Raw genomic sequence first — 17299 nt, 5'->3', positions numbered from 1 at the left:
ATGCCATGCATCAATTGAATTGCACTGCATTGGGATGCTTTTCATCTAATATAGCCACACACAATAATTACCAGATTTGCGGAGAGCCTTATGCCTGTTATTACCTGCGTTGAAGATTTACGCCTGCTGGCAAAAAAACGCGTCCCGAAAGCGTTCTACGACTACGCCGACAGCGGCTCCTATACCGAAAGTACCTACCGCGCCAACAGCACTGACTTGGCGGCGTTGAAATTGCGGCAACGAGTGGCCATCAATGTCGACCAGCGTTCCACTCGCAGCACCATGATCGGCGAGGAGGTAACAATGCCGGTAGCGATCGCGCCGACCGGACTGACCGGCATGCAATGGGCCAACGGCGAAATGCTGGGCGCCATCGCAGCGGAAAAATTCGGCATCCCGTTTACCTTGTCAACGATGAGCATCTGCTCCATCGAAGACGTCGCCAGCGTCACCACCAAGCCGTTCTGGTTCCAGCTGTATGTGATGCGCGACCGTGGTTTTATCAAATCGCTGATCGAGCGCGCCAAGGCAGCCAAGTGCTCAGCCCTGGTCCTGACTCTGGACCTGCAAATTCTGGGGCAACGCCATAAAGATTTAAAAAACGGCATGTCGGTACCGCCGAAAATGACCTTAGCCAATCTGCTCGATCTGGCGACAAAACCAGGCTGGGCTCTGCGCGCATTGAGTGGACGTAAATCTTTCGGCAATCTGGCAGGCCATGTCGCAGGCGCCGACGGCATCATGACGTTGAGCAAGTGGACCGCCAGTCAGTTTGATCCAAGCCTGTGCTGGGACGACATCGCCTGGATCAAAGAACAATGGGGCGGCAAACTGATCCTGAAAGGCATCCTGGATGTCGAAGACGCCAAGATTGCCGCCACCACCGGCGCCGACGCCATCGTCGTCAGCAATCATGGCGGTCGCCAGCTGGATGGTGCGGTATCCTCGATTTCCGCGTTGCCGGCGATTGTCGATGCGGTGGGCGATCAGATTGAAGTGTGGTTCGACGGCGGCATCCGCAGCGGCCAGGATGTATTGAAGGCTGTCGCACTGGGCGCCAAAGGCACCATGATCGGCCGCGCATTCCTATACAGCCTGGGCGCCATGGGCGAAGCCGGCGTAACCCGCATGCTGCAAATCATGCAGCAGGAGCTGGATGTCAGCATGGCGCTGACCGGCACCAAGGACATTAAGGACGTCGGGCCGCAGATCATTGTGTAACCTGCGGCTGGCTTATAGTTTGCCGGCCTTCTGCAAACGCTGCGTCAAACCGTCGGCAATATCGTTGTGATCGAATTTTTTGGCCAGATCGATCGCTGTCATGCCAACGTCATTCTTCAAGGTGACGTCGGCGCCACTGTCGAGCAGCAGCTTGACCGTCAGGATCTTGCCGGCACGGGCGGCCATCATGATTGGGGTTGTATTGTTGGGTGAGCCGGCATCGATATAGGCTGAAGCATCCAGCAGCATCTGCACGATTTCATCGTTGCCGATTGACGCCGCGTAGTGCAGCGCTGTCCAGCCGGTGTTGTTGGGTTCGGCTTCCTTGTCCAGCAAGGCTTTCACCGCCGGCACATCACCTTTATATGACGCGATCATCAACGCTGTGTCGCCGTTGCGGGCGCGCAGGTCGAGATTGACGCCGCGCGCATTCAGCAAGACGGTGAACACCTTCTTCGAATCTTCGCGCAGGGCCAGCATCAGGCCGGTCTCGCCGCGCTCTTTTTCTACCAGATTAGGACTGACGCCAGCGGCCAGCAAAGCCTTCATGCCGCGCTCGTCATCCAGCTTGACTGCTTTGAAAAAATCGTCGGCATTCTTGGCCCAGCTCAGCGCTGGCATACATGCGAACGCCAGCAGGAGCAACAAGACTGCCGAGAAACATGAACGACCATGCATTCGGTTTTGTATATTAAGCATGCGCTTGATCCTTTGCCAGTTTGAACAAATTGAAAAAATTCTCCGTAGTTTGCTGCGCGACCTGGGCAGCCGGCACGCCTTTCAAGTTGGCCAGGAACTCACCGACATGCATGACCCAGCCAGGCTCGTTCATCTTGCCGCGATGCGGCACCGGCGCCAGGTAAGGAGAATCGGTTTCAATCAGTGTGCTGGTCAGAGGCACTGCCAACGCTACAGCCTGCAATTCCTTGGCGCTCTTGAAGGTCACGATGCCGGAAAAGGAAATATAGAAGCCCATCGCGATCGCAGCTTCCGCCACCGCCAGCGATTCGGTAAAGCAATGCATGACGCCACCAGCGCCGCCGGCATTAGTGCCAGCGCCCTCTTCCTGCATGATTCGGATAGTGTCCTCCGACGCGGCGCGGGTATGGATGATGAGCGGCTTGCCAGTCGCTCGCGAGGCACGGATATGGCGGCGAAAGCGTTCGCGCTGCCATTCCAGGTCGCCCTGCAGACGGTAATAGTCGAGGCCGGTTTCGCCGATGGCGATGATCTTCGGGTGATCGGAAAGACGGATCAGGTCGTCGACGCTCGGCTCCGTTGTATCTTCATAATCGGGATGAACGCCAACCGAGGCGTAGATATGCGGATAAGTCTCGGCCAGCGCCAGCACTTGCGGGAAATCCGGCAAGTCGACCGAGACGCACAGCGCATGGGTCACTTGGTTTTGCGCCATCTTGGCGAGAATTTCCGGCATCCTTGCGGACAACTCTGGAAAATTGATATGGCAGTGGGAATCGATATACATAAGGCGAATTATATAGCTTGCAGACACAACGCAGCGATGCGTGTTATCTGCAAACCATGTTTCAACCCATCGACCAACCTGTCCGAGAAACGTTAAGCTGTCAGGCCCAAGGCCTGCTTCTGCAACTGTATCAGTTCGCCAATGCCGCCCTGCGCCAAGTCCAGCAAGCTGTTCAGGGTAGGACGGTCGAAGGCCACGCCTTCCGCAGTACCCTGCACTTCAATGAAGTGACCGGTATCTGTCATCACCACATTCATATCGGTATCGCAACCGGAATCTTCGACATAGTCCAGATCCAGCACCGGCGTGCCTTGATAGACGCCGACCGAAATCGCTGCAACAAAGTGCTTCAGAGGAATTGCCGCGATCGCTTTGCTTTCCAACAACTGCGCAAAAGCATCATAGGCTGCAACCATGGCTCCAGTGATGGAGGCGGTACGGGTACCGCCGTCAGCCTGGATCACGTCGCAATCCAGATGCAAGGTGCGTTCGCCGAAAGCCTGCAAATCGAAGGCTGCCCGCAACGAACGTCCGATCAGACGCTGGATTTCCTGGGTGCGTCCGGATTGCTTGCCTCTCGCCGCTTCGCGGTCCATACGGGTATTGGTGGAGCGCGGCAACATGCCGTACTCGGCAGTCAGCCAGCCCTGGCCTTTGCCCTTCAAAAAACCGGGAACCTTCTCTTCCAGGCTCGCAGTGCAGATAACCTTGGTGTCGCCGAATTCGACCAGTACCGAACCCTCCGCATGCTTGGTGTAATTGCGGGTCAGGCGCACGACGCGTAATGCATCGGCTGCGCGTCCGCTAGGACGGGTAATTGGCAACATGTGTATCCTTAAAATTTGCAAAACGACGTAATCAGGCTTGGCCAGGCCAGCAATGATCCCGTCTTCAGGCAGTTAAATATTTTTTTCAATGGCGCCGCGAATTTCCGCGATCGCCTGCTCGATATCGGCATCGCTGAAGCCGTCCGGCGCATCAATCGCACCAAGCCGCGGCGCCTGGATGGTTGTGGTCAGGCTGCCGATCGGCAGCGTATGGGTAACGATCGAACTGGATGGATCATCGATGTTCGGGTCGCTGCCCCAGGCCATTGCCAAAGCAGTAATATTATCGCTGGTTTTGCCGGCAATCCCTAGCGCATTATTCACCAGCTCGGGCACCGCCCTGACGATGGTGCTGGTTTGCAGCCGTTGCGCCAGAACGTGATCCGGTAGCATCGACCATAAGCCGTCCGAACACAGCAGCATGACGTCGCCCGCCTGCAGGCTGACGCGCCGCGACAGCTCGACGATAGGCATATTGGTCGCGCCGAGACAGTTGAACAACTTGTTGCGGTCGGGATGCGTAGCACGCTCCGAAGGATCGGCCTTACCCTGGGCAATCAGGCTTTCAATACGCGAATGGTCGCGAGTGCGCGCCAGGATCTGACCGTTGCGCATCCAGTACAGGCGCGAGTCGCCGCAATGCGCCCAGAATGCGCTGTTATGCTGAATCAGGCAGGCCACCACTGTGGTGCGCGGGGTTTCCGGCAGTTTGTGGACTTCGCGGTAACGGTGAATTTCCATGTGCGCGGCATAGAAAGCATCTTCCAGGAACCGCTCCGGCTTCTTGATATACGGCTGGGCATTCTTCTGGAATAGCGAACCGATGGTTTGCATCGCAATATTGGCTGCAATTTCGCCGTGCAGATGGCCACCCATGCCGTCGGTCAGCAACAGTAGCAAGGCGTCACGCGTGAAGCTATAGCCCATCCGGTCCTGATTGACCTTGCGGCCGCCGATATGGCTTTCTTGATAAACAGAAAATCGCATGACTTCTCTATGTGATGTACTTACTAAAAAACCAGCTAAAGGTATGGCTAAAAGCGGCCAAAGGCCGCTCGGGCCTTCCAGCCGGCATGTTACTGGGTATTTTCCTGGATCGTCGTATCCGGATTACTCTCGGCTTTGCGACGGAACTGGATGTGCGTGAAGAAGACGCTGCGAATCTTGCGCGTCACCATATCGCGTATGCTGACTTCCTCTTCCTGCACCGGCTCCATCAAAGCGCGCTGCACTGCGAACACGCTTTGCGGCCGCTGCAGCGGATCAATCATCAGACACCAGCGTACTACCTGGATCAGTTCCGGCGAATACAAGCCTTCCAGCTTGCGGAAGTGGCCTTCCATCTTGTCATTGACCTTGCGCTGGTCTACCGGTTGCGGCGGTGCGCCCACCATGCAGGCGAAAATCGAGGCGCCGATGCTATAGATATCGGTCCACGGCCCGAGATTGCCATTCCGCTCATACAATTCCGCTGGCGCAAAACCCGGCGTATACATCGGATACAGCTTGGGCGAGTCTGAACGCAGCGTCTGGCGGGCAGCGCCAAAATCGAGCAAGATCGGCGTGCCGTCGGCGCGCAGATAGATATTTGCCGGCTTCAGGTCCAGATGCAGCAATTTATGCGTATGCACTTCGCGCAAGCCGTTCATCACGTGACGGAACATCTTGCGGATGAATTTTTCCGAGACCAGCGGCTTTTCGCCTTTATCGCGGCGGCGCAGGATATGCTCCTGCAAAGAACGACCCGATTCGTAGGCCATCACCATATACACGGTTTCGTTGGCGCGGAAGAAATTAATCACGCTCACCACGTTCGGATGGGCGATGCGCGCCAAAGCGCGGCCTTCTTCGAAGAAGCATTTCAAGCCGATTCGGAAAGTCGGCAGGTTTTCCGGCGAAATTGCCGGCGCCAGTTCACCCCACTGGCGCAGCGCCAGTGAGCTTGGCAGATATTCCTTGATGGCGACTGCGTTGCCATCTTCATCGTATGCCAGATAGACAATACTGAACCCGCCAGAAGCAATCTTCTTTACAATGCGGTATCCAGCAATTTTTAGCCCGTCAGGCAATGGTGCATTGTTTTGCGCGGCCATGCGATCCTACCCTATTAATTAGTCTAAGGATTGTCTTGATAAATCGCTGACTTGTAAAGAAAAACCCTTGCAAACCAGAAACAAAGGACAGCATTTTGACTATCTGCAGCATGACAGGTTATGCCGTCACCAATCGCGAGACGGCCGCGGGTACGATTACCATCGAGATCAAGAGCGTCAATTCGCGCTTCCTCGACCTTCAGTTCCGCATCAACGACGATTTGCGCTCGCTCGAACCGGCGCTGCGCGAAGCCATTATCGGCCGTATTGCGCGCGGCAAGGTGGAATGCCGGCTAAGTTTCGGCCGTAAAACCGCATCCGGCGCAGCGCAAGTCTTGAATACCGAACTGCTGGCGTCGCTGGCCGACTTGCAAAACTCTGTGCGCCAGCACTTCGTCGAGGCCGCACCACTGACTGTCAACGAATTGCTACGCTGGCCTGGCGTCATCGAAGAAGCGGTGATCAGCCAGGATACGTTGCAAGCGGATATCCAGGCCACCATGGCCGCTACGTTGGAAGCGTTCGTTGACTCGCGGGCGCGTGAAGGCGCAGCGCTGCAAGCCACATTGATCACCCGTATAGACGCCATGGACGCCATCGTGCAGCGGATTACGCCGCTGGTTCCACTGGTCGTGGCGCAGTTCCAGCAAAAAGCCATAGAGCGCATGCAGGAAGCTCTCGGCCTGACCCAGCAAGACGCCTCCAACGCCGGTTTGTCGCGTGAAGAAGCACTGGACCGGGTTCGGCAGGAAGTCACGCTGTATGGCATCCGCATCGATATCGCGGAAGAACTGTCGCGACTGGCTGCGCATCTCAACGAAACCCGTCATATCCTGAAAAAAGGCGGCCAGGTCGGCAAACGTCTGGATTTCATGATGCAGGAACTCAATCGCGAAGCGAATACGGTTGGTTCGAAAGCGGCAATCAAGGAGCTTGCCGATGCGTCCATGGAATTGAAGCTGCTCATCGATCAGATGCGTGAGCAGGTACAAAATCTGGAGTAAGGCTGGCGCCCTATATTCGACGCTGCAGAGACCTGGTTTCTGCAGCGGGCAACCTGCCCGCATTTCACGATGACTTTCTCCCTCGGCCTTTTGCGCCAGTCCCACACATCCACTGTTGCTAATACAATAATTTTCTGTGACTTCGCTGCATTAATTCGTTGAGACAGATATCAAATCACAAAAAAAGGCCGTAGCAGATAAAATCCGCTACGGCCTTTTTGATGACTCAGTTGGGCTATGAGAGGCCAGCCCAAGCTACAGGCTTATTTTTCAACGATGAAATTCTTGAGTTCCTTGGTGCGCTGTTCCGTGTGGGCGCGCATGCACCCCAGAAATTCAAGGTCACGAATCGTGCCGCTCTCGTTGTAGGTATACACAGCGTCGCAATCCTTCTTGCGGAAACCGACCCAGGCGCGCTGCGCTTCGATCAGCTTTTTCTTGACTTCACCATAGCGCACGCCGTCCTGGTCCGGCTTGGTGATTTGTTTGATTAGTTGCTGATAGGTATCGTTCAAGGTCTTTTCATCCTTATCGAACGCAGTCTTGGCGCAGGTATTCATGTCAGCGGTGGTACTTTGCGACAGGCATGGATCAACCTGGGCAAACGCCGCCGCAGGCAGCGCCAGGCAAAAGGCCATCAACATCTTACGCATACTCTCTCCTTAGAATCCGTTCGCTACCTGCCGGAATAGTCGTCACCGGCAGGCGAACAGGTTTTGGCATTCGCCACATAAGTTCGACCAACTCAACTTAACCCAATTCTTCCAATCGGATCTTGGTTACGCTACCGACCACAGTCGTCAAAGCTTCGATCTTGGCGATCGCGGCTTCGACATTTTTTTCTTGGGTCTGATGCGTAAGCATAATGATATCAGTACGGGTCTCATTTGCGGCAGGCTCCTTTTGCAGCATGGCATCAATCGAGATCGACGAATCGGCCAGAATCCTCGTCACGTCAGCCAACACACCCGGCTGATCAGCGACATGCATGCGCAGGTAGTAGCTGGTAGTGATTTCCGCCATTGGCAGGATCGGCGTGTCAGCCATGGCGTTCGGCTGGAATGCCAGGTGCGGTACGCGATGCTCAGGATCGGCAGTCGCCAGGCGTGTAATGTCGACCAGATCGGCAATCACTGCCGAGGCCGTCGGCTCCGAACCTGCACCCTTACCGTAATACAGCGTATCTCCGACGGCATCGCCGCGCACCAGCACCGCATTCATCGCGCCTTCGACATTGGCGATCAGGCGCTTGCTTGGAATCAGTGTCGGATGCACACGCAGCTCGATACCGCCGGTAGTGCGCTTGGTGATGCCAAGCAGCTTGATGCGATAGCCGAGTTGTTCGGCGTAACGGATATCAGTCGCCTGCAGCTTGGTGATGCCTTCAACGTGCGCCTTGTTAAACTGCACCGGGATGCCAAATGCTATCGAAGCCATGATGGTCAATTTATGGGCTGCGTCGACCCCTTCGATATCGAAAGTAGGATCAGCTTCGGCATAGCCCAGCCGCTGCGCTTCCTTGAGTACGACGTCAAAGTCCAGGCCCTTGTCGCGCATTTCGGACAGGATGAAATTGGTGGTGCCGTTGATGATGCCGGCGATCCACTGGATGCTGTTCGCGGTCAAACCTTCGCGCAGCGCTTTGATGATCGGGATGCCGCCGGCGACCGCCGCTTCAAAGGCGACGATCACACCCTTTTCTTGCGCAGCCTTGAAAATCTCGTTGCCGTGAGTTGCAATCAGCGCCTTGTTAGCCGTGACCACATGCTTGCCATTGGCGATCGCCCGCAATACCAGCTCCTTGGCGATACCGTAGCCACCGATCAGCTCGATGACGATATCGATCTCCGGATTATCGACCACCAGCTTGGCGTCATTGATCACGGCGACTTCACCATTGGTCAGCAGCTTGGCACGCTCGGTATCGAGATCGGCCACCATGGTAATCTCGATAGCTCTCCCTGCGCGCGCTGCAATCTCTTGCTGATTGCGCTTCAATACGTTGAACGTACCGGAACCGACCGTACCTATGCCAAGCAAACCTACCTTGATGGATTTCATGATCTCTGCTGTCTGTGAAAAAAATCTGCTGATACCGGACTGGCAGCCAAAGATGGCTGCATCGATCCGGCGGTTTAATAAAATATTTCTACTATCTATCCTGTCGCCGCATCAGGCTGTGCCGTGGCGCCGGCGATACCCCTCCAGGAAACTGGTAATGCGTCCCATCGAATCCGCCAGATCGTCGGTGTTCGGCAAGAACACCACGCGGAAGTGATCCGGCGTCGGGCAGTTGAAGCCAGTGCCCTGCACGATCAGCACGCGCTGCTCCGCCAGCAATTCGTAAGCAAAATCCTGGTCGTCGGCGATCGGATACATTTTCGGATCGAGGCGCGGAAACATATACAGCGCCGCCTTCGGCTTGACGCAGGTAACGCCAGGAATATCGGTCAGCAATTTGTACGCCATATCGCGCTGACGCGTCAGACGACCGCCTGGCCCGACCAGGTCGTTAATGCTCTGATAGCCACCCAGCGCAGTCTGGATTGCATACTGCCCCGGTGCATTGGCGCACAAGCGCATCGAGGCTAGCATGTTCAAACCCTCAATATAGCCTTTGGCGTGTTTCTTTTCACCCGAGACCACCATCCAGCCGGCGCGATAACCGCAAGAACGGTAATTTTTCGACAAACCGTTAAATGTAATGAACAGCACATCGTCCGCCAGCGAGGCCAGCGAAGTGTGGGTTTCGCCGTCGTACAGCACCTTGTCGTAGATTTCGTCGGCAAAGATAATCAGCTGGTGCTGGCGCGCCAGATCGACCAGCTGCTGCAACAGTTCGACCGGATACAAGGCGCCGGTCGGATTATTCGGGTTGATAACGACAATCGCACGCGTGTTCGCGTTGATTTTCTTCTTGATATCGTCGATATCCGGAAACCAGCCGGCCTGCTCATCACACACATAATGGCGAGGCGTGCCGCCGGAAAGGCTGACGGCGGCGGTCCACAAAGGATAATCCGGGGCCGGCACCAGCACCTCATCGCCTGTGTTGAGCAAGGCGTTCATGCTCATGACGATCAGTTCAGAAGCGCCATTACCCAGATAGATGTCATCGATCGTGACGCCTTGGACCTGCTTTTGCTGGCAGTAATGCATGACAGACTTACGCGGTGCAAACATACCCTTGGAATCGGTATAGCCGGACGCATTACCCATGTTGCGGATCATGTCCTGCACGATTTCGTCGGGCGGCTCGAAACCGAACACAGCCAGGTTGCCAATGTTCAGCTTGATGATCTTATGGCCTTCTTCCTCCATCTGCCGTGCTTTTTCCAGCACGGGGCCACGGATGTCATAACAGACATCATCCAGTTTTTTCGATTTTTGAATCGGTCGCACAGCACAATTCCTTGTATTTTACGCAACATTATCCAGCTTTAAAAAGCTGTCTGGAAAATTGGGTTATCGTCACACAGGAGTAGGTGCGCCGCAACAAATACCCGCAATCACCCCTTGTAAGGATGCTCCTGGCTATTTCACGACTTTTCAGACAGCTTTTGGGCAGTGCACAAAACACCGCCCGAACCATCCATTCTGCCGAAAGCGTGAGGTTTTATCAATCAATAACGCAAGATTGGGGAAGGAAAACGCTACAATGCAGCACTTTATTTTCCATTTTCCGGGAATTTGCACGCCCTCAGCGGTCTATCCTTAGGTTTTCAGAGTTGTCATCCCGTCGGCCATGACAAATTAACTAATTGCCGGACGGAGTTTTACACTCAGTCCTCAACTACTTAAAGACAAAGCAATGAAGCTACACACCACCTCTACCCAGCAATATCAGACGGTCACGGCCTACGACGACAAGGGCGTGGAAATCAACACCATCCGCTATGAACGCAGCTTGCTGGTGCTGCCGGAATCTGCGCCGGTGATTTGGCCCGTCAGCAGCTTCGAAGCCCTCGACCCCGAACATTTCGCCCATATTGATAGCACACGGCCCGATGTCGTGATACTCGGCACCGGTCAGCGCCAACGTTTCGTCCATCCGAAACTGACTGCTGTGCTGACCGCTCGCCGCATCGGCGTCGAATGCATGGATAACCAGGCCGCCTGCCGGACTTACAATATTTTGATGGCCGAAGGACGTAAAGTCGCCCTGGCCCTGATTTTCGATACCAACAAGGAAACCATCCAAGATGCGTGAACTGCATAAATCAAAAACTTTCGTCTGGCTGCTGTTCCTGCTGTTTTGCATCGTCTGGTGCTACATGCTCGGCGCTCGTACGCTGGTCCCCACCGATGAAGGCCGTTACGCTGAAATGGCGCGCGAGATGGTCGCCACCGGCGACTGGATTACCCTGCGATTGAACGGCATCAAATATTTCGAGAAGCCGCCGCTGCAAACCTGGATGAACGCCCTGACTTTTGAACTGTTCGGCCTGGGCGAATGGCAGGCACGCCTGTGGACCGGCCTGTGCGGCTTGCTTGGCGTGGTGCTGGTAGCATTCACCGGCGCCCGCGTGTTCTCTGCGCGCATCGGCTTTTTTGCGGCGCTGGTGCTCGGCTCCAGTTTTCTCTGGGCTGGCCTGGGCCACATCAACACGCTTGATATGGGCTTGTCCGGCATGATGACGATTGCGCTGTGTGCGCTGCTTCTTGCGCAACGCAGCGACATCAGCAACAGCGAGCAACGCAACTGGATGTTGCTGTGCTGGGCTGGCATGGCGCTCTCGGTCTTGTCGAAAGGCTTGATCGGCTTGCTGATCCCCGGCGCGGTATTGGTGCTGTACACCCTGTTTTCGCGCGACTGGTCAATCTGGAAACGCCTGCATCTGGTGCTCGGCCTGATTTTATTCTTTGTCATCACGGTGCCATGGTTCGTACTGATTTCTTTGAAGAATCCTGAATTCCCGCAGTTCTTCTTCATCCACGAACAATTCCAACGCTTTACCAGCAAGATTCACAACCGCTATGGCCCGCCCTACTACTTCGTGCCAATCCTGATCTTGGGTATCGTGCCGTGGCTCGGCGTCTTGTTCCAGAGCCTGTGGAATGCTGCGCGCGAAAGTCATACCGTATCCGGTTTCCAGCCAAAGAAAATGCTGCTGATCTGGAGCCTGTTCATTTTTGTGTTTTTCAGCGTCTCCGATTCCAAGCTGCCGTCTTACATCCTGCCGATCTTTCCTGCGCTGGCGCTGTTGATCGCCTGCCATCTGGATAAGGCCTCAAGCAAGGCGATCACCGCTTCTGCACTGCTGCTATTGTTGCCAGCAGTGCTCGGGCTGGCCTTGTCCTGGAAAATTCCTTCGCTGGCCAAGGATGCCTATTCGCTGCCGCTATTGCAAGCGCATGTACCTTGGGTATTTGCGGCCTCCGTGATCGCTTTTATCGGCGCCGTTGGGGCGTTAGCGCTGGCGCGCCGCCAGAAGGAATGGGCGATTGTGGCCCTGGCCGCTGCCGGCTTTATCGGTGGCCAGCTGCTCATGTACGGCCACGACGCGCAGGGGCGCTACTCTGCCGGCATCGACATGGTGCCAGCAATCAATGCGGAAATGACGCCGCAAACAACGCTGTACGTGGTGGACAAATATGAACAGTCACTGCCGTTCTACCTGCGTCGCACCATGACCATGGTCAAGCATATGGATGAACTGGAGTTCGGTCTGACGCAAGAGCCGCAATTATGGATTCCGACGATCGAAGCCTTTGTCGTCAAATGGAATGCGGATGCTGCGGCCGGCAAGAAAGACATTGCCATCATTCGTCCGGAAACGTACAAGCAACTGGCAGCGAGTGGTGTGCCGATGCGGGTCATCGCCCAGGATCCACGCCGGGTGGTAGTGGCTAACCAGGGCATTGCTGCGGCTGTCGCGCCGGTTGCTCCTGCGGCGGCGGCCGAATCGCCAGCTCCCGAAGCTAAAGCGGCGCCTGCAGAGCCTGCTGCAAGCGCCTCCACACCCTGATCCGGCACCTACATGAATCTCACGACATTTGCTTTCATCCTCACCGGCGTCTGCCTCAACGCCTTGGCACAACTCCTGCTGAAGGCCGGCACCAATGCGGTCGGCGTCATCAGTCTGACGCCGCAAAACTGGCTTTCCGTCGGCATCAAACTGGCCACCCAGTTGCCGATCCTGGGCGGCCTGACGTGCTACGTTATTTCGGTGGTGGTCTGGATTATCGGCCTGTCGCGGGTTGATGTCACGATTGCCTATCCGATGCTGTCAATGGGCTACATCATCAGCGCCGTCGGCGCCTGGTACTTCCTGGGCGAACAGATTTCCGCCCAGCGCCTGATAGCTATCGGTGTGATCATTGTCGGCGTAGTATTGCTGACTCGCAGCTAAGACTTCTTTTATCCGGATATCTATCTACTAATGACTATGAGCCAACAACCATTCCTGCCGTTTGCCAAACCAACCATCGACGAAGCCACCATCGCAGCGGTGGGCGACGTCTTGCGTTCCGGCTGGATTACCAGCGGTCCCAAGGTGGCGGCATTCGAAACGCAGTTGTCAGAATATTTCGGTGGCCGTCCGGTGCGCACTTTCAATTCCGGTACCTGCACCATGGAAATCGCGCTGCGCATCGCCGGCATCGGCGCTGGCGATGAGGTCATCACCACGCCGATTTCCTGGGTCGCCACCGCTAACGTGATTATCGAAACCGGCGCTACGCCAGTCTTTGCCGATATCGATCCGGTCACCCGTAATATCGACCTGGCGCAGGTCGAGGCTGCCATCACGCCACGCACCAAGGCCATCATCCCGGTCTACCTGTCTGGCCTGCCCGTTGATATGGATCGCCTGTATGCGTTGGCAAAAAAATATAATCTGCGCGTCGTGGAAGACGCCGCCCAAGCGCTAGGCTCAACCTGGAACGGGCAGCGCATTGGCGCTTTCGGCGACTTTGTCTCATTCAGCTTCCAGGCCAACAAGAACATCACCTCATCCGAAGGCGGTTGCCTGGTGCTGAACAATGCCGAAGAAGCGCGGCTGGCGGAAAAATACCGCCTGCAAGGCGTGACCCGCAGTGGCTTTGACGGCCTTGATGTCGATGTCCTCGGCGGCAAATTCAACATGACCGACGTCGCCGCCGCCATCGGCCTCGGCCAGTTTGCCCACATCGATGCAATCACCGCGCATCGGCGCGAATTGGCGCAGCACTACTTCACTTGCTTCGGCAGCGACTTTGAAGTGCAATACGGCGCTCAGCTTCCCGTTGCCGATTTCGATAACAGCAACTGGCACATGTTCCAGCTGGTGCTACCGGAACGCAAGGACGGCAAACCAGCGCGCGCCACCTTCATGGAACAGATGCAGGCGCTCGGTGTCGGCATCGGTTACCACTATCCGGCCATCCACCTGCTGAGCATGTACCGCGCACGCGGCTTCAAGGAAGGCATGTTCCCGGTCGCCGAAAAAGTCGGCCGCCTGATCGTATCGCTGCCGATGTTCAATGTCATGACCAAGAACGATGTCGAACGCTCTGTGTCCGCGGTAAAATCCGTGCTCAATAAAATAAATTCGTAAAACAACAATCGCTTGATGAAACCAGAACTCTCCGTCGTCATCCCGGTATACAACGAGGAATCGGGCCTCGCCAAACTGTTCGAGCGCCTCTACCCGGCGCTAGATGCACTTGGCATCAGCTATGAAATCCTGTACGTCAACGATGGCAGCCGCGACAAATCTGCGGCCATCCTGGCGGAACAGTTCCGGCTGCGGCCGGACGTTACCCGCGTCGTACTATTCAATGGCAATTTCGGCCAACACATGGCGATCCTGGCCGGCTTTGAAGCGACCCGCGGTGAAATTATCGTGACGCTCGACGCCGACCTGCAGAATCCGCCGGAGGAAATCGGCAATCTGGTCGCCAAGATGCGCGAAGGCTACGACTATGTCGGCTCGATCCGCCGCAAGCGCCAGGATTCTGCCTGGCGCACCGTCGCCTCCAAGGCCATGAATGTACTGCGTGAGAAAATCACCGGCATCAAGATGACCGACCAGGGCAACATGCTGCGCGCCTATGGCCGTAACGTAGTCGACCTGATCAACCAGTGCAAGGAAGTCAACACTTTTGTGCCAGCACTGGCCTACACCTTCGCCCGCAAGCAAGCCGAAGTGGTGGTCGAACATGAAGAACGCTCTGCCGGCGAATCGAAATATTCGCTGTATAGCCTGATCCGCTTGAATTTCGATCTGGTGACCGGCTTTTCCATCGTGCCGTTGCAGCTGTTTTCACTGATAGGGATTGTGTTGTCCTTCGCCTCGGCTGCGCTGTTCGTGATTCTGGTGGTACGCCGTTTCCTGTTCGGCGCCGAGGTCCAGGGTGTGTTCACCCTGTTCGCATTTGCCTTCTTCCTGATGGGCATGATCCTGTTCGGCATCGGCCTGGTCGGCGAATACGTCGGCCGCATCTACCAGCAAGTGCGAGCACGGCCGCGTTATGTGGTGCAAGCCATGCTGGAACAATCTTCGGCCGAGGACAAGCAAGCATCATGAGAGCCGTCGTTTTCGCTTATCACAATGTCGGCGTGCGCTGCCTGAAAGTCTTGCTGGCGCGTGGCGTCGAGGTGGCGCTGGTCGTCACCCATGAAGACAATCCGCAAGAAACCATCTGGTTCGAATCGGTAGCGTCGCTGTGCCGGCAGCATGGCATTCCGACGATCACGCCGGACGACCCCGCTACGCCGGCATTGCTGGCGCAAGTGGCGGCCTTGGATCCTGACTTCATCTTCAGCTTTTACTACCGCAACATGTTGCCGGTGAACCTGCTGGCACTGGCCAGACACGGCGCCTTCAATATGCACGGCTCCCTGTTACCGAAATACCGCGGTCGCGTGCCGATCAACTGGGCAGTGCTGCACGGCGAAACCGAAACCGGCGCCACCTTGCATGAGATGGCCGCCAAGCCCGATGCAGGCGCCATCGTCGCTCAAACCATTGTGCCGATCCTGCCCGACGATACCGCCTACGAGGTATTCGGCAAGGTCGTGGTAGCCGCCGAGCAGACCTTATGGAATGTTTTGCCAGCCATGTTGGCAGGGAATACGCCAAAGCTGCCAAATAATCTGGCGCAAGGCAGCTATTTCGGCGGGCGCAAGCCAGCCGACGGCGAAATCGACTGGAGCCAGCCGGCGCAGCAAGTCTACAACCTGTATCGTGCAGTAGCGCCGCCCTATCCCGGTGCCTGGACAATTATCAAAGACAAAACTTTCATTATTGGAAAGGCAAGCCTTCCTACCAACCAGGCCGCTGATATACCGGTAAATTTGCCTCAAGGCTTGGCGGTAGTGGATAATCGCATTGTTGGCGTCTGCGGCGATGGCCGCGCGCTGTTGATTAACCAATTGCTGGTGAATGACCAAGCTGTCGCACCGGAAGCATTGCAAAACATCCTTTTATAAAACCGGCTGCGTGATTTCGCAGGCCAGGCGGGCTTGATTGCCGTTCTGCCCTGCTGGAATTGCAGCGTTTGAAATTCCGCCCTGCGGAATGCCAACCCAACAACAATAGAACATTATGAAAAAAGTCCTCATCCTCGGCGTCAACGGCTTCATCGGCCATCACCTGTCCAAGCGCATCCTGGAAACCACCGATTGGCACGTCTACGGCATGGACATGATGACCGACCGTATCCGCGATCTGCTTGACAATGAAGAATATAAGTCACGCATGCACTTCTTCGAGGGCGACATCACCATCAACAAGGAATGGGTCGAATACCACGTCAAGAAGTGCGACGTGATCCTGCCGCTGGTGGCGATCGCAACACCGTCGACCTACGTCAAGCAACCGCTGCGCGTATTCGAGCTGGACTTTGAAGCCAATTTGCCTATCGTCCGTTCCGCCGCCAAATACGGCAAGCACCTGGTGTTCCCGTCAACGTCGGAAGTCTACGGCATGTGCCATGACGAAGAGTTCGACCCTGAGCAATCGGAATTGATTTGCGGTCCAATCAACAAGCCGCGCTGGATCTACTCTTGCGCCAAGCAACTGATGGACCGTGTGATCTGGGGCTACGGCATGGAAGAAGGCTTGAACTTCACCTTGTTCCGTCCATTCAACTGGATCGGCGCTGGCCTCGATTCGATCCACACACCGAAGGAAGGCAGCTCACGCGTCGTGACCCAGTTCTTCGGCCACATCGTGCGCGGCGAAAACATTTCGCTGGTCGACGGCGGCCAGCAAAAACGTGCCTTCACTTACATCGACGACGGTATCGATGCACTGATCAAGATCATCGCCAATAAAGACGGCGTCGCCAGCGGCAAGATCTACAACATCGGTAATCCGGTGAACAACTATTCGATCCGCGACCTGGCCGACATGATGTTGAAACTGGCTGCTGAATACCCTGAGTACGCCGACTCGGCAAAGAAGGTCAAGCTGGTCGAGACCACTTCCGCCGCTTACTACGGCAAAGGTTATCAAGACGTGCAAAACCGCGTGCCGAAAATCACGAACACTTGCGACGAACTTCAATGGCAGCCGACCACGACCATGGCTGACACCTTGCGCAATATATTCGACGCGTACCGCGGCCAGGTGGCTGAAGCACGCGCCTTGATGGACTAAGAGCTACCCCTTGTCTGCGGCAGGCACGGAAATTTTCCGCGCTTACCGCAGAGCCTGCTTTTTCTTACTACTGCCAGACCAG

General features: G+C 55.9%; 17 protein-coding genes. 9 read left to right on the top strand and 8 right to left on the bottom strand.

Annotated elements, in window-relative coordinates; genetic code table 11:
• Positions 1 to 90 precede the first annotated feature (90 nt).
• Complete coding sequence (locus LT85_RS10755) at positions 91 to 1221, top strand: alpha-hydroxy acid oxidase (RefSeq protein ID WP_038488419.1); 1131 nt, start codon at positions 91 to 93, stop codon at positions 1219 to 1221.
• A gap of 12 nt (positions 1222 to 1233) precedes the next feature.
• Here LT85_RS10755 and LT85_RS10750 read toward each other — a convergent pair whose 3' ends face one another.
• The 5 genes from LT85_RS10750 to LT85_RS10730 all read right to left on the bottom strand — a co-directional run bounded on the left by LT85_RS10750 (position 1234) and on the right by LT85_RS10730 (position 5627).
• Positions 1234 to 1842, bottom strand: coding sequence for an ankyrin repeat domain-containing protein (locus tag LT85_RS10750; RefSeq protein WP_253273711.1), 609 nt, complete (start codon positions 1840 to 1842; stop codon positions 1234 to 1236).
• A 70-nt stretch (positions 1843 to 1912) separates the two neighbouring features.
• Positions 1913 to 2707, bottom strand: a complete 795-nt coding sequence (locus LT85_RS10745; protein WP_038488414.1) for a TatD family hydrolase — start codon at positions 2705 to 2707, stop codon at positions 1913 to 1915.
• 92 nt (positions 2708 to 2799) lie between these two features.
• The gene (rph, locus tag LT85_RS10740; protein ID WP_038488411.1) at positions 2800 to 3534 is read right to left on the bottom strand and encodes a ribonuclease PH; all 735 of its coding nucleotides are present in this window, start codon (positions 3532 to 3534) and stop codon (positions 2800 to 2802) included.
• A 72-nt stretch (positions 3535 to 3606) separates the two neighbouring features.
• Positions 3607 to 4521, bottom strand: a complete 915-nt coding sequence (locus LT85_RS10735) for a PP2C family protein-serine/threonine phosphatase (RefSeq protein ID WP_038488408.1) — start codon at positions 4519 to 4521, stop codon at positions 3607 to 3609.
• Between the two features lie 89 nt (positions 4522 to 4610).
• Positions 4611 to 5627, bottom strand: coding sequence for a serine/threonine protein kinase (locus tag LT85_RS10730; RefSeq protein ID WP_038488405.1), 1017 nt, complete (start codon positions 5625 to 5627; stop codon positions 4611 to 4613).
• 110 nt (positions 5628 to 5737) lie between these two features.
• Here LT85_RS10730 and LT85_RS10725 point away from each other — a divergent pair, with 110 nt between their 5' ends.
• A complete protein-coding gene (locus LT85_RS10725) occupies positions 5738 to 6631 on the top strand; it encodes a YicC/YloC family endoribonuclease (RefSeq protein ID WP_038488402.1) in 894 nt (297 codons plus the stop codon).
• 263 nt (positions 6632 to 6894) lie between these two features.
• Here the strand turns inward: LT85_RS10725 and LT85_RS10720 are convergent, their stop codons facing one another.
• The 3 genes from LT85_RS10720 to LT85_RS10710 all read right to left on the bottom strand — a co-directional run bounded on the left by LT85_RS10720 (position 6895) and on the right by LT85_RS10710 (position 10033).
• Positions 6895 to 7284 carry a lysozyme inhibitor LprI family protein gene (locus tag LT85_RS10720; RefSeq protein ID WP_038488399.1) on the bottom strand — a complete coding sequence of 130 codons (390 nt, stop codon included), beginning with the start codon at positions 7282 to 7284 and terminating at the stop codon, positions 6895 to 6897.
• A gap of 97 nt (positions 7285 to 7381) precedes the next feature.
• On the bottom strand, positions 7382 to 8692 hold the full coding sequence (locus LT85_RS10715) for a homoserine dehydrogenase (protein ID WP_038488396.1): 1311 nt from the start codon (positions 8690 to 8692) through the stop codon (positions 7382 to 7384).
• 111 nt (positions 8693 to 8803) lie between these two features.
• Positions 8804 to 10033, bottom strand: coding sequence for a pyridoxal phosphate-dependent aminotransferase (locus LT85_RS10710; RefSeq protein ID WP_038488393.1), 1230 nt, complete (start codon positions 10031 to 10033; stop codon positions 8804 to 8806).
• Positions 10034 to 10442: 409 nt separating this feature from the next.
• Here LT85_RS10710 and LT85_RS10705 point away from each other — a divergent pair, with 409 nt between their 5' ends.
• The 7 genes from LT85_RS10705 to LT85_RS10675 all read left to right on the top strand — a co-directional run bounded on the left by LT85_RS10705 (position 10443) and on the right by LT85_RS10675 (position 17217).
• Entirely contained in the window at positions 10443 to 10841 is a 399-nt protein-coding gene (locus tag LT85_RS10705) for an Mth938-like domain-containing protein (RefSeq protein WP_038488390.1), read from the top strand.
• The gene (locus LT85_RS10700) at positions 10834 to 12600 is read left to right on the top strand and encodes a glycosyltransferase family 39 protein (protein ID WP_038488387.1); all 1767 of its coding nucleotides are present in this window, start codon (positions 10834 to 10836) and stop codon (positions 12598 to 12600) included. Before LT85_RS10705 ends, LT85_RS10700 begins: the two co-directional genes overlap by 8 nt.
• A 12-nt stretch (positions 12601 to 12612) precedes the next feature.
• Positions 12613 to 12984 (top strand): EamA family transporter, encoded by a 372-nt coding sequence (locus LT85_RS10695; protein ID WP_038488384.1) that lies wholly within the window; start codon positions 12613 to 12615, stop codon positions 12982 to 12984.
• Positions 12985 to 13020: 36 nt separating this feature from the next.
• The gene (locus LT85_RS10690) at positions 13021 to 14169 is read left to right on the top strand and encodes a DegT/DnrJ/EryC1/StrS family aminotransferase (protein ID WP_038488381.1); all 1149 of its coding nucleotides are present in this window, start codon (positions 13021 to 13023) and stop codon (positions 14167 to 14169) included.
• 15 nt (positions 14170 to 14184) lie between these two features.
• Positions 14185 to 15141: a glycosyltransferase gene (locus LT85_RS10685; protein WP_038488378.1), complete on the top strand. Its 957-nt coding sequence runs from the start codon at positions 14185 to 14187 to the stop codon at positions 15139 to 15141.
• Positions 15138 to 16046: a formyltransferase gene (locus LT85_RS10680; RefSeq protein WP_038488375.1), complete on the top strand. Its 909-nt coding sequence runs from the start codon at positions 15138 to 15140 to the stop codon at positions 16044 to 16046. Before LT85_RS10685 ends, LT85_RS10680 begins: the two co-directional genes overlap by 4 nt.
• A gap of 115 nt (positions 16047 to 16161) precedes the next feature.
• A complete protein-coding gene (locus tag LT85_RS10675; protein ID WP_052135057.1) occupies positions 16162 to 17217 on the top strand; it encodes a bifunctional UDP-4-keto-pentose/UDP-xylose synthase in 1056 nt (351 codons plus the stop codon).
• The last annotated feature ends 82 nt before the right edge of the window (positions 17218 to 17299 follow it).

Source organism: Collimonas arenae (genome assembly GCF_000786695.1).
GTDB classification, from domain to species: Bacteria; Pseudomonadota; Gammaproteobacteria; order Burkholderiales; family Burkholderiaceae_D; genus Collimonas; species Collimonas arenae_A.
The sequence above is the reverse complement of the archived record's forward strand: the minus strand, read 5'-3'. Positions and strand labels throughout refer to the sequence as shown.

Bases quoted from the DNA above. Each gene is read 5' to 3' on its own strand.
- LT85_RS10685 (WP_038488378.1), top strand. From the start codon at position 14,185: ATGAAACCAGAACTCTCCGTCGTCATCCCGGTATACAACGAGGAATCG.
- LT85_RS10725 (WP_038488402.1), top strand. From the start codon at position 5,738: ATGACAGGTTATGCCGTCACCAATCGCGAGACGGCCGCGGGTACGATT.
- LT85_RS10735 (WP_038488408.1), bottom strand. From the start codon at position 4,521: ATGCGATTTTCTGTTTATCAAGAAAGCCATATCGGCGGCCGCAAGGTC.
- LT85_RS10695 (WP_038488384.1), top strand. From the start codon at position 12,613: ATGAATCTCACGACATTTGCTTTCATCCTCACCGGCGTCTGCCTCAAC.
- LT85_RS10675 (WP_052135057.1), top strand. From the start codon at position 16,162: ATGAAAAAAGTCCTCATCCTCGGCGTCAACGGCTTCATCGGCCATCAC.
- LT85_RS10690 (WP_038488381.1), top strand. From the start codon at position 13,021: ATGAGCCAACAACCATTCCTGCCGTTTGCCAAACCAACCATCGACGAA.
- LT85_RS10755 (WP_038488419.1), top strand. From the start codon at position 91: ATGCCTGTTATTACCTGCGTTGAAGATTTACGCCTGCTGGCAAAAAAA.
- LT85_RS10750 (WP_253273711.1), bottom strand. From the start codon at position 1,842: ATGCCAGCGCTGAGCTGGGCCAAGAATGCCGACGATTTTTTCAAAGCA.
- LT85_RS10720 (WP_038488399.1), bottom strand. From the start codon at position 7,284: ATGCGTAAGATGTTGATGGCCTTTTGCCTGGCGCTGCCTGCGGCGGCG.
- LT85_RS10680 (WP_038488375.1), top strand. From the start codon at position 15,138: ATGAGAGCCGTCGTTTTCGCTTATCACAATGTCGGCGTGCGCTGCCTG.
- LT85_RS10745 (WP_038488414.1), bottom strand. From the start codon at position 2,707: ATGTATATCGATTCCCACTGCCATATCAATTTTCCAGAGTTGTCCGCA.
- LT85_RS10700 (WP_038488387.1), top strand. From the start codon at position 10,834: ATGCGTGAACTGCATAAATCAAAAACTTTCGTCTGGCTGCTGTTCCTG.
- LT85_RS10715 (WP_038488396.1), bottom strand. From the start codon at position 8,692: ATGAAATCCATCAAGGTAGGTTTGCTTGGCATAGGTACGGTCGGTTCC.
- LT85_RS10730 (WP_038488405.1), bottom strand. From the start codon at position 5,627: ATGGCCGCGCAAAACAATGCACCATTGCCTGACGGGCTAAAAATTGCT.
- LT85_RS10705 (WP_038488390.1), top strand. From the start codon at position 10,443: ATGAAGCTACACACCACCTCTACCCAGCAATATCAGACGGTCACGGCC.
- rph (WP_038488411.1), bottom strand. From the start codon at position 3,534: ATGTTGCCAATTACCCGTCCTAGCGGACGCGCAGCCGATGCATTACGC.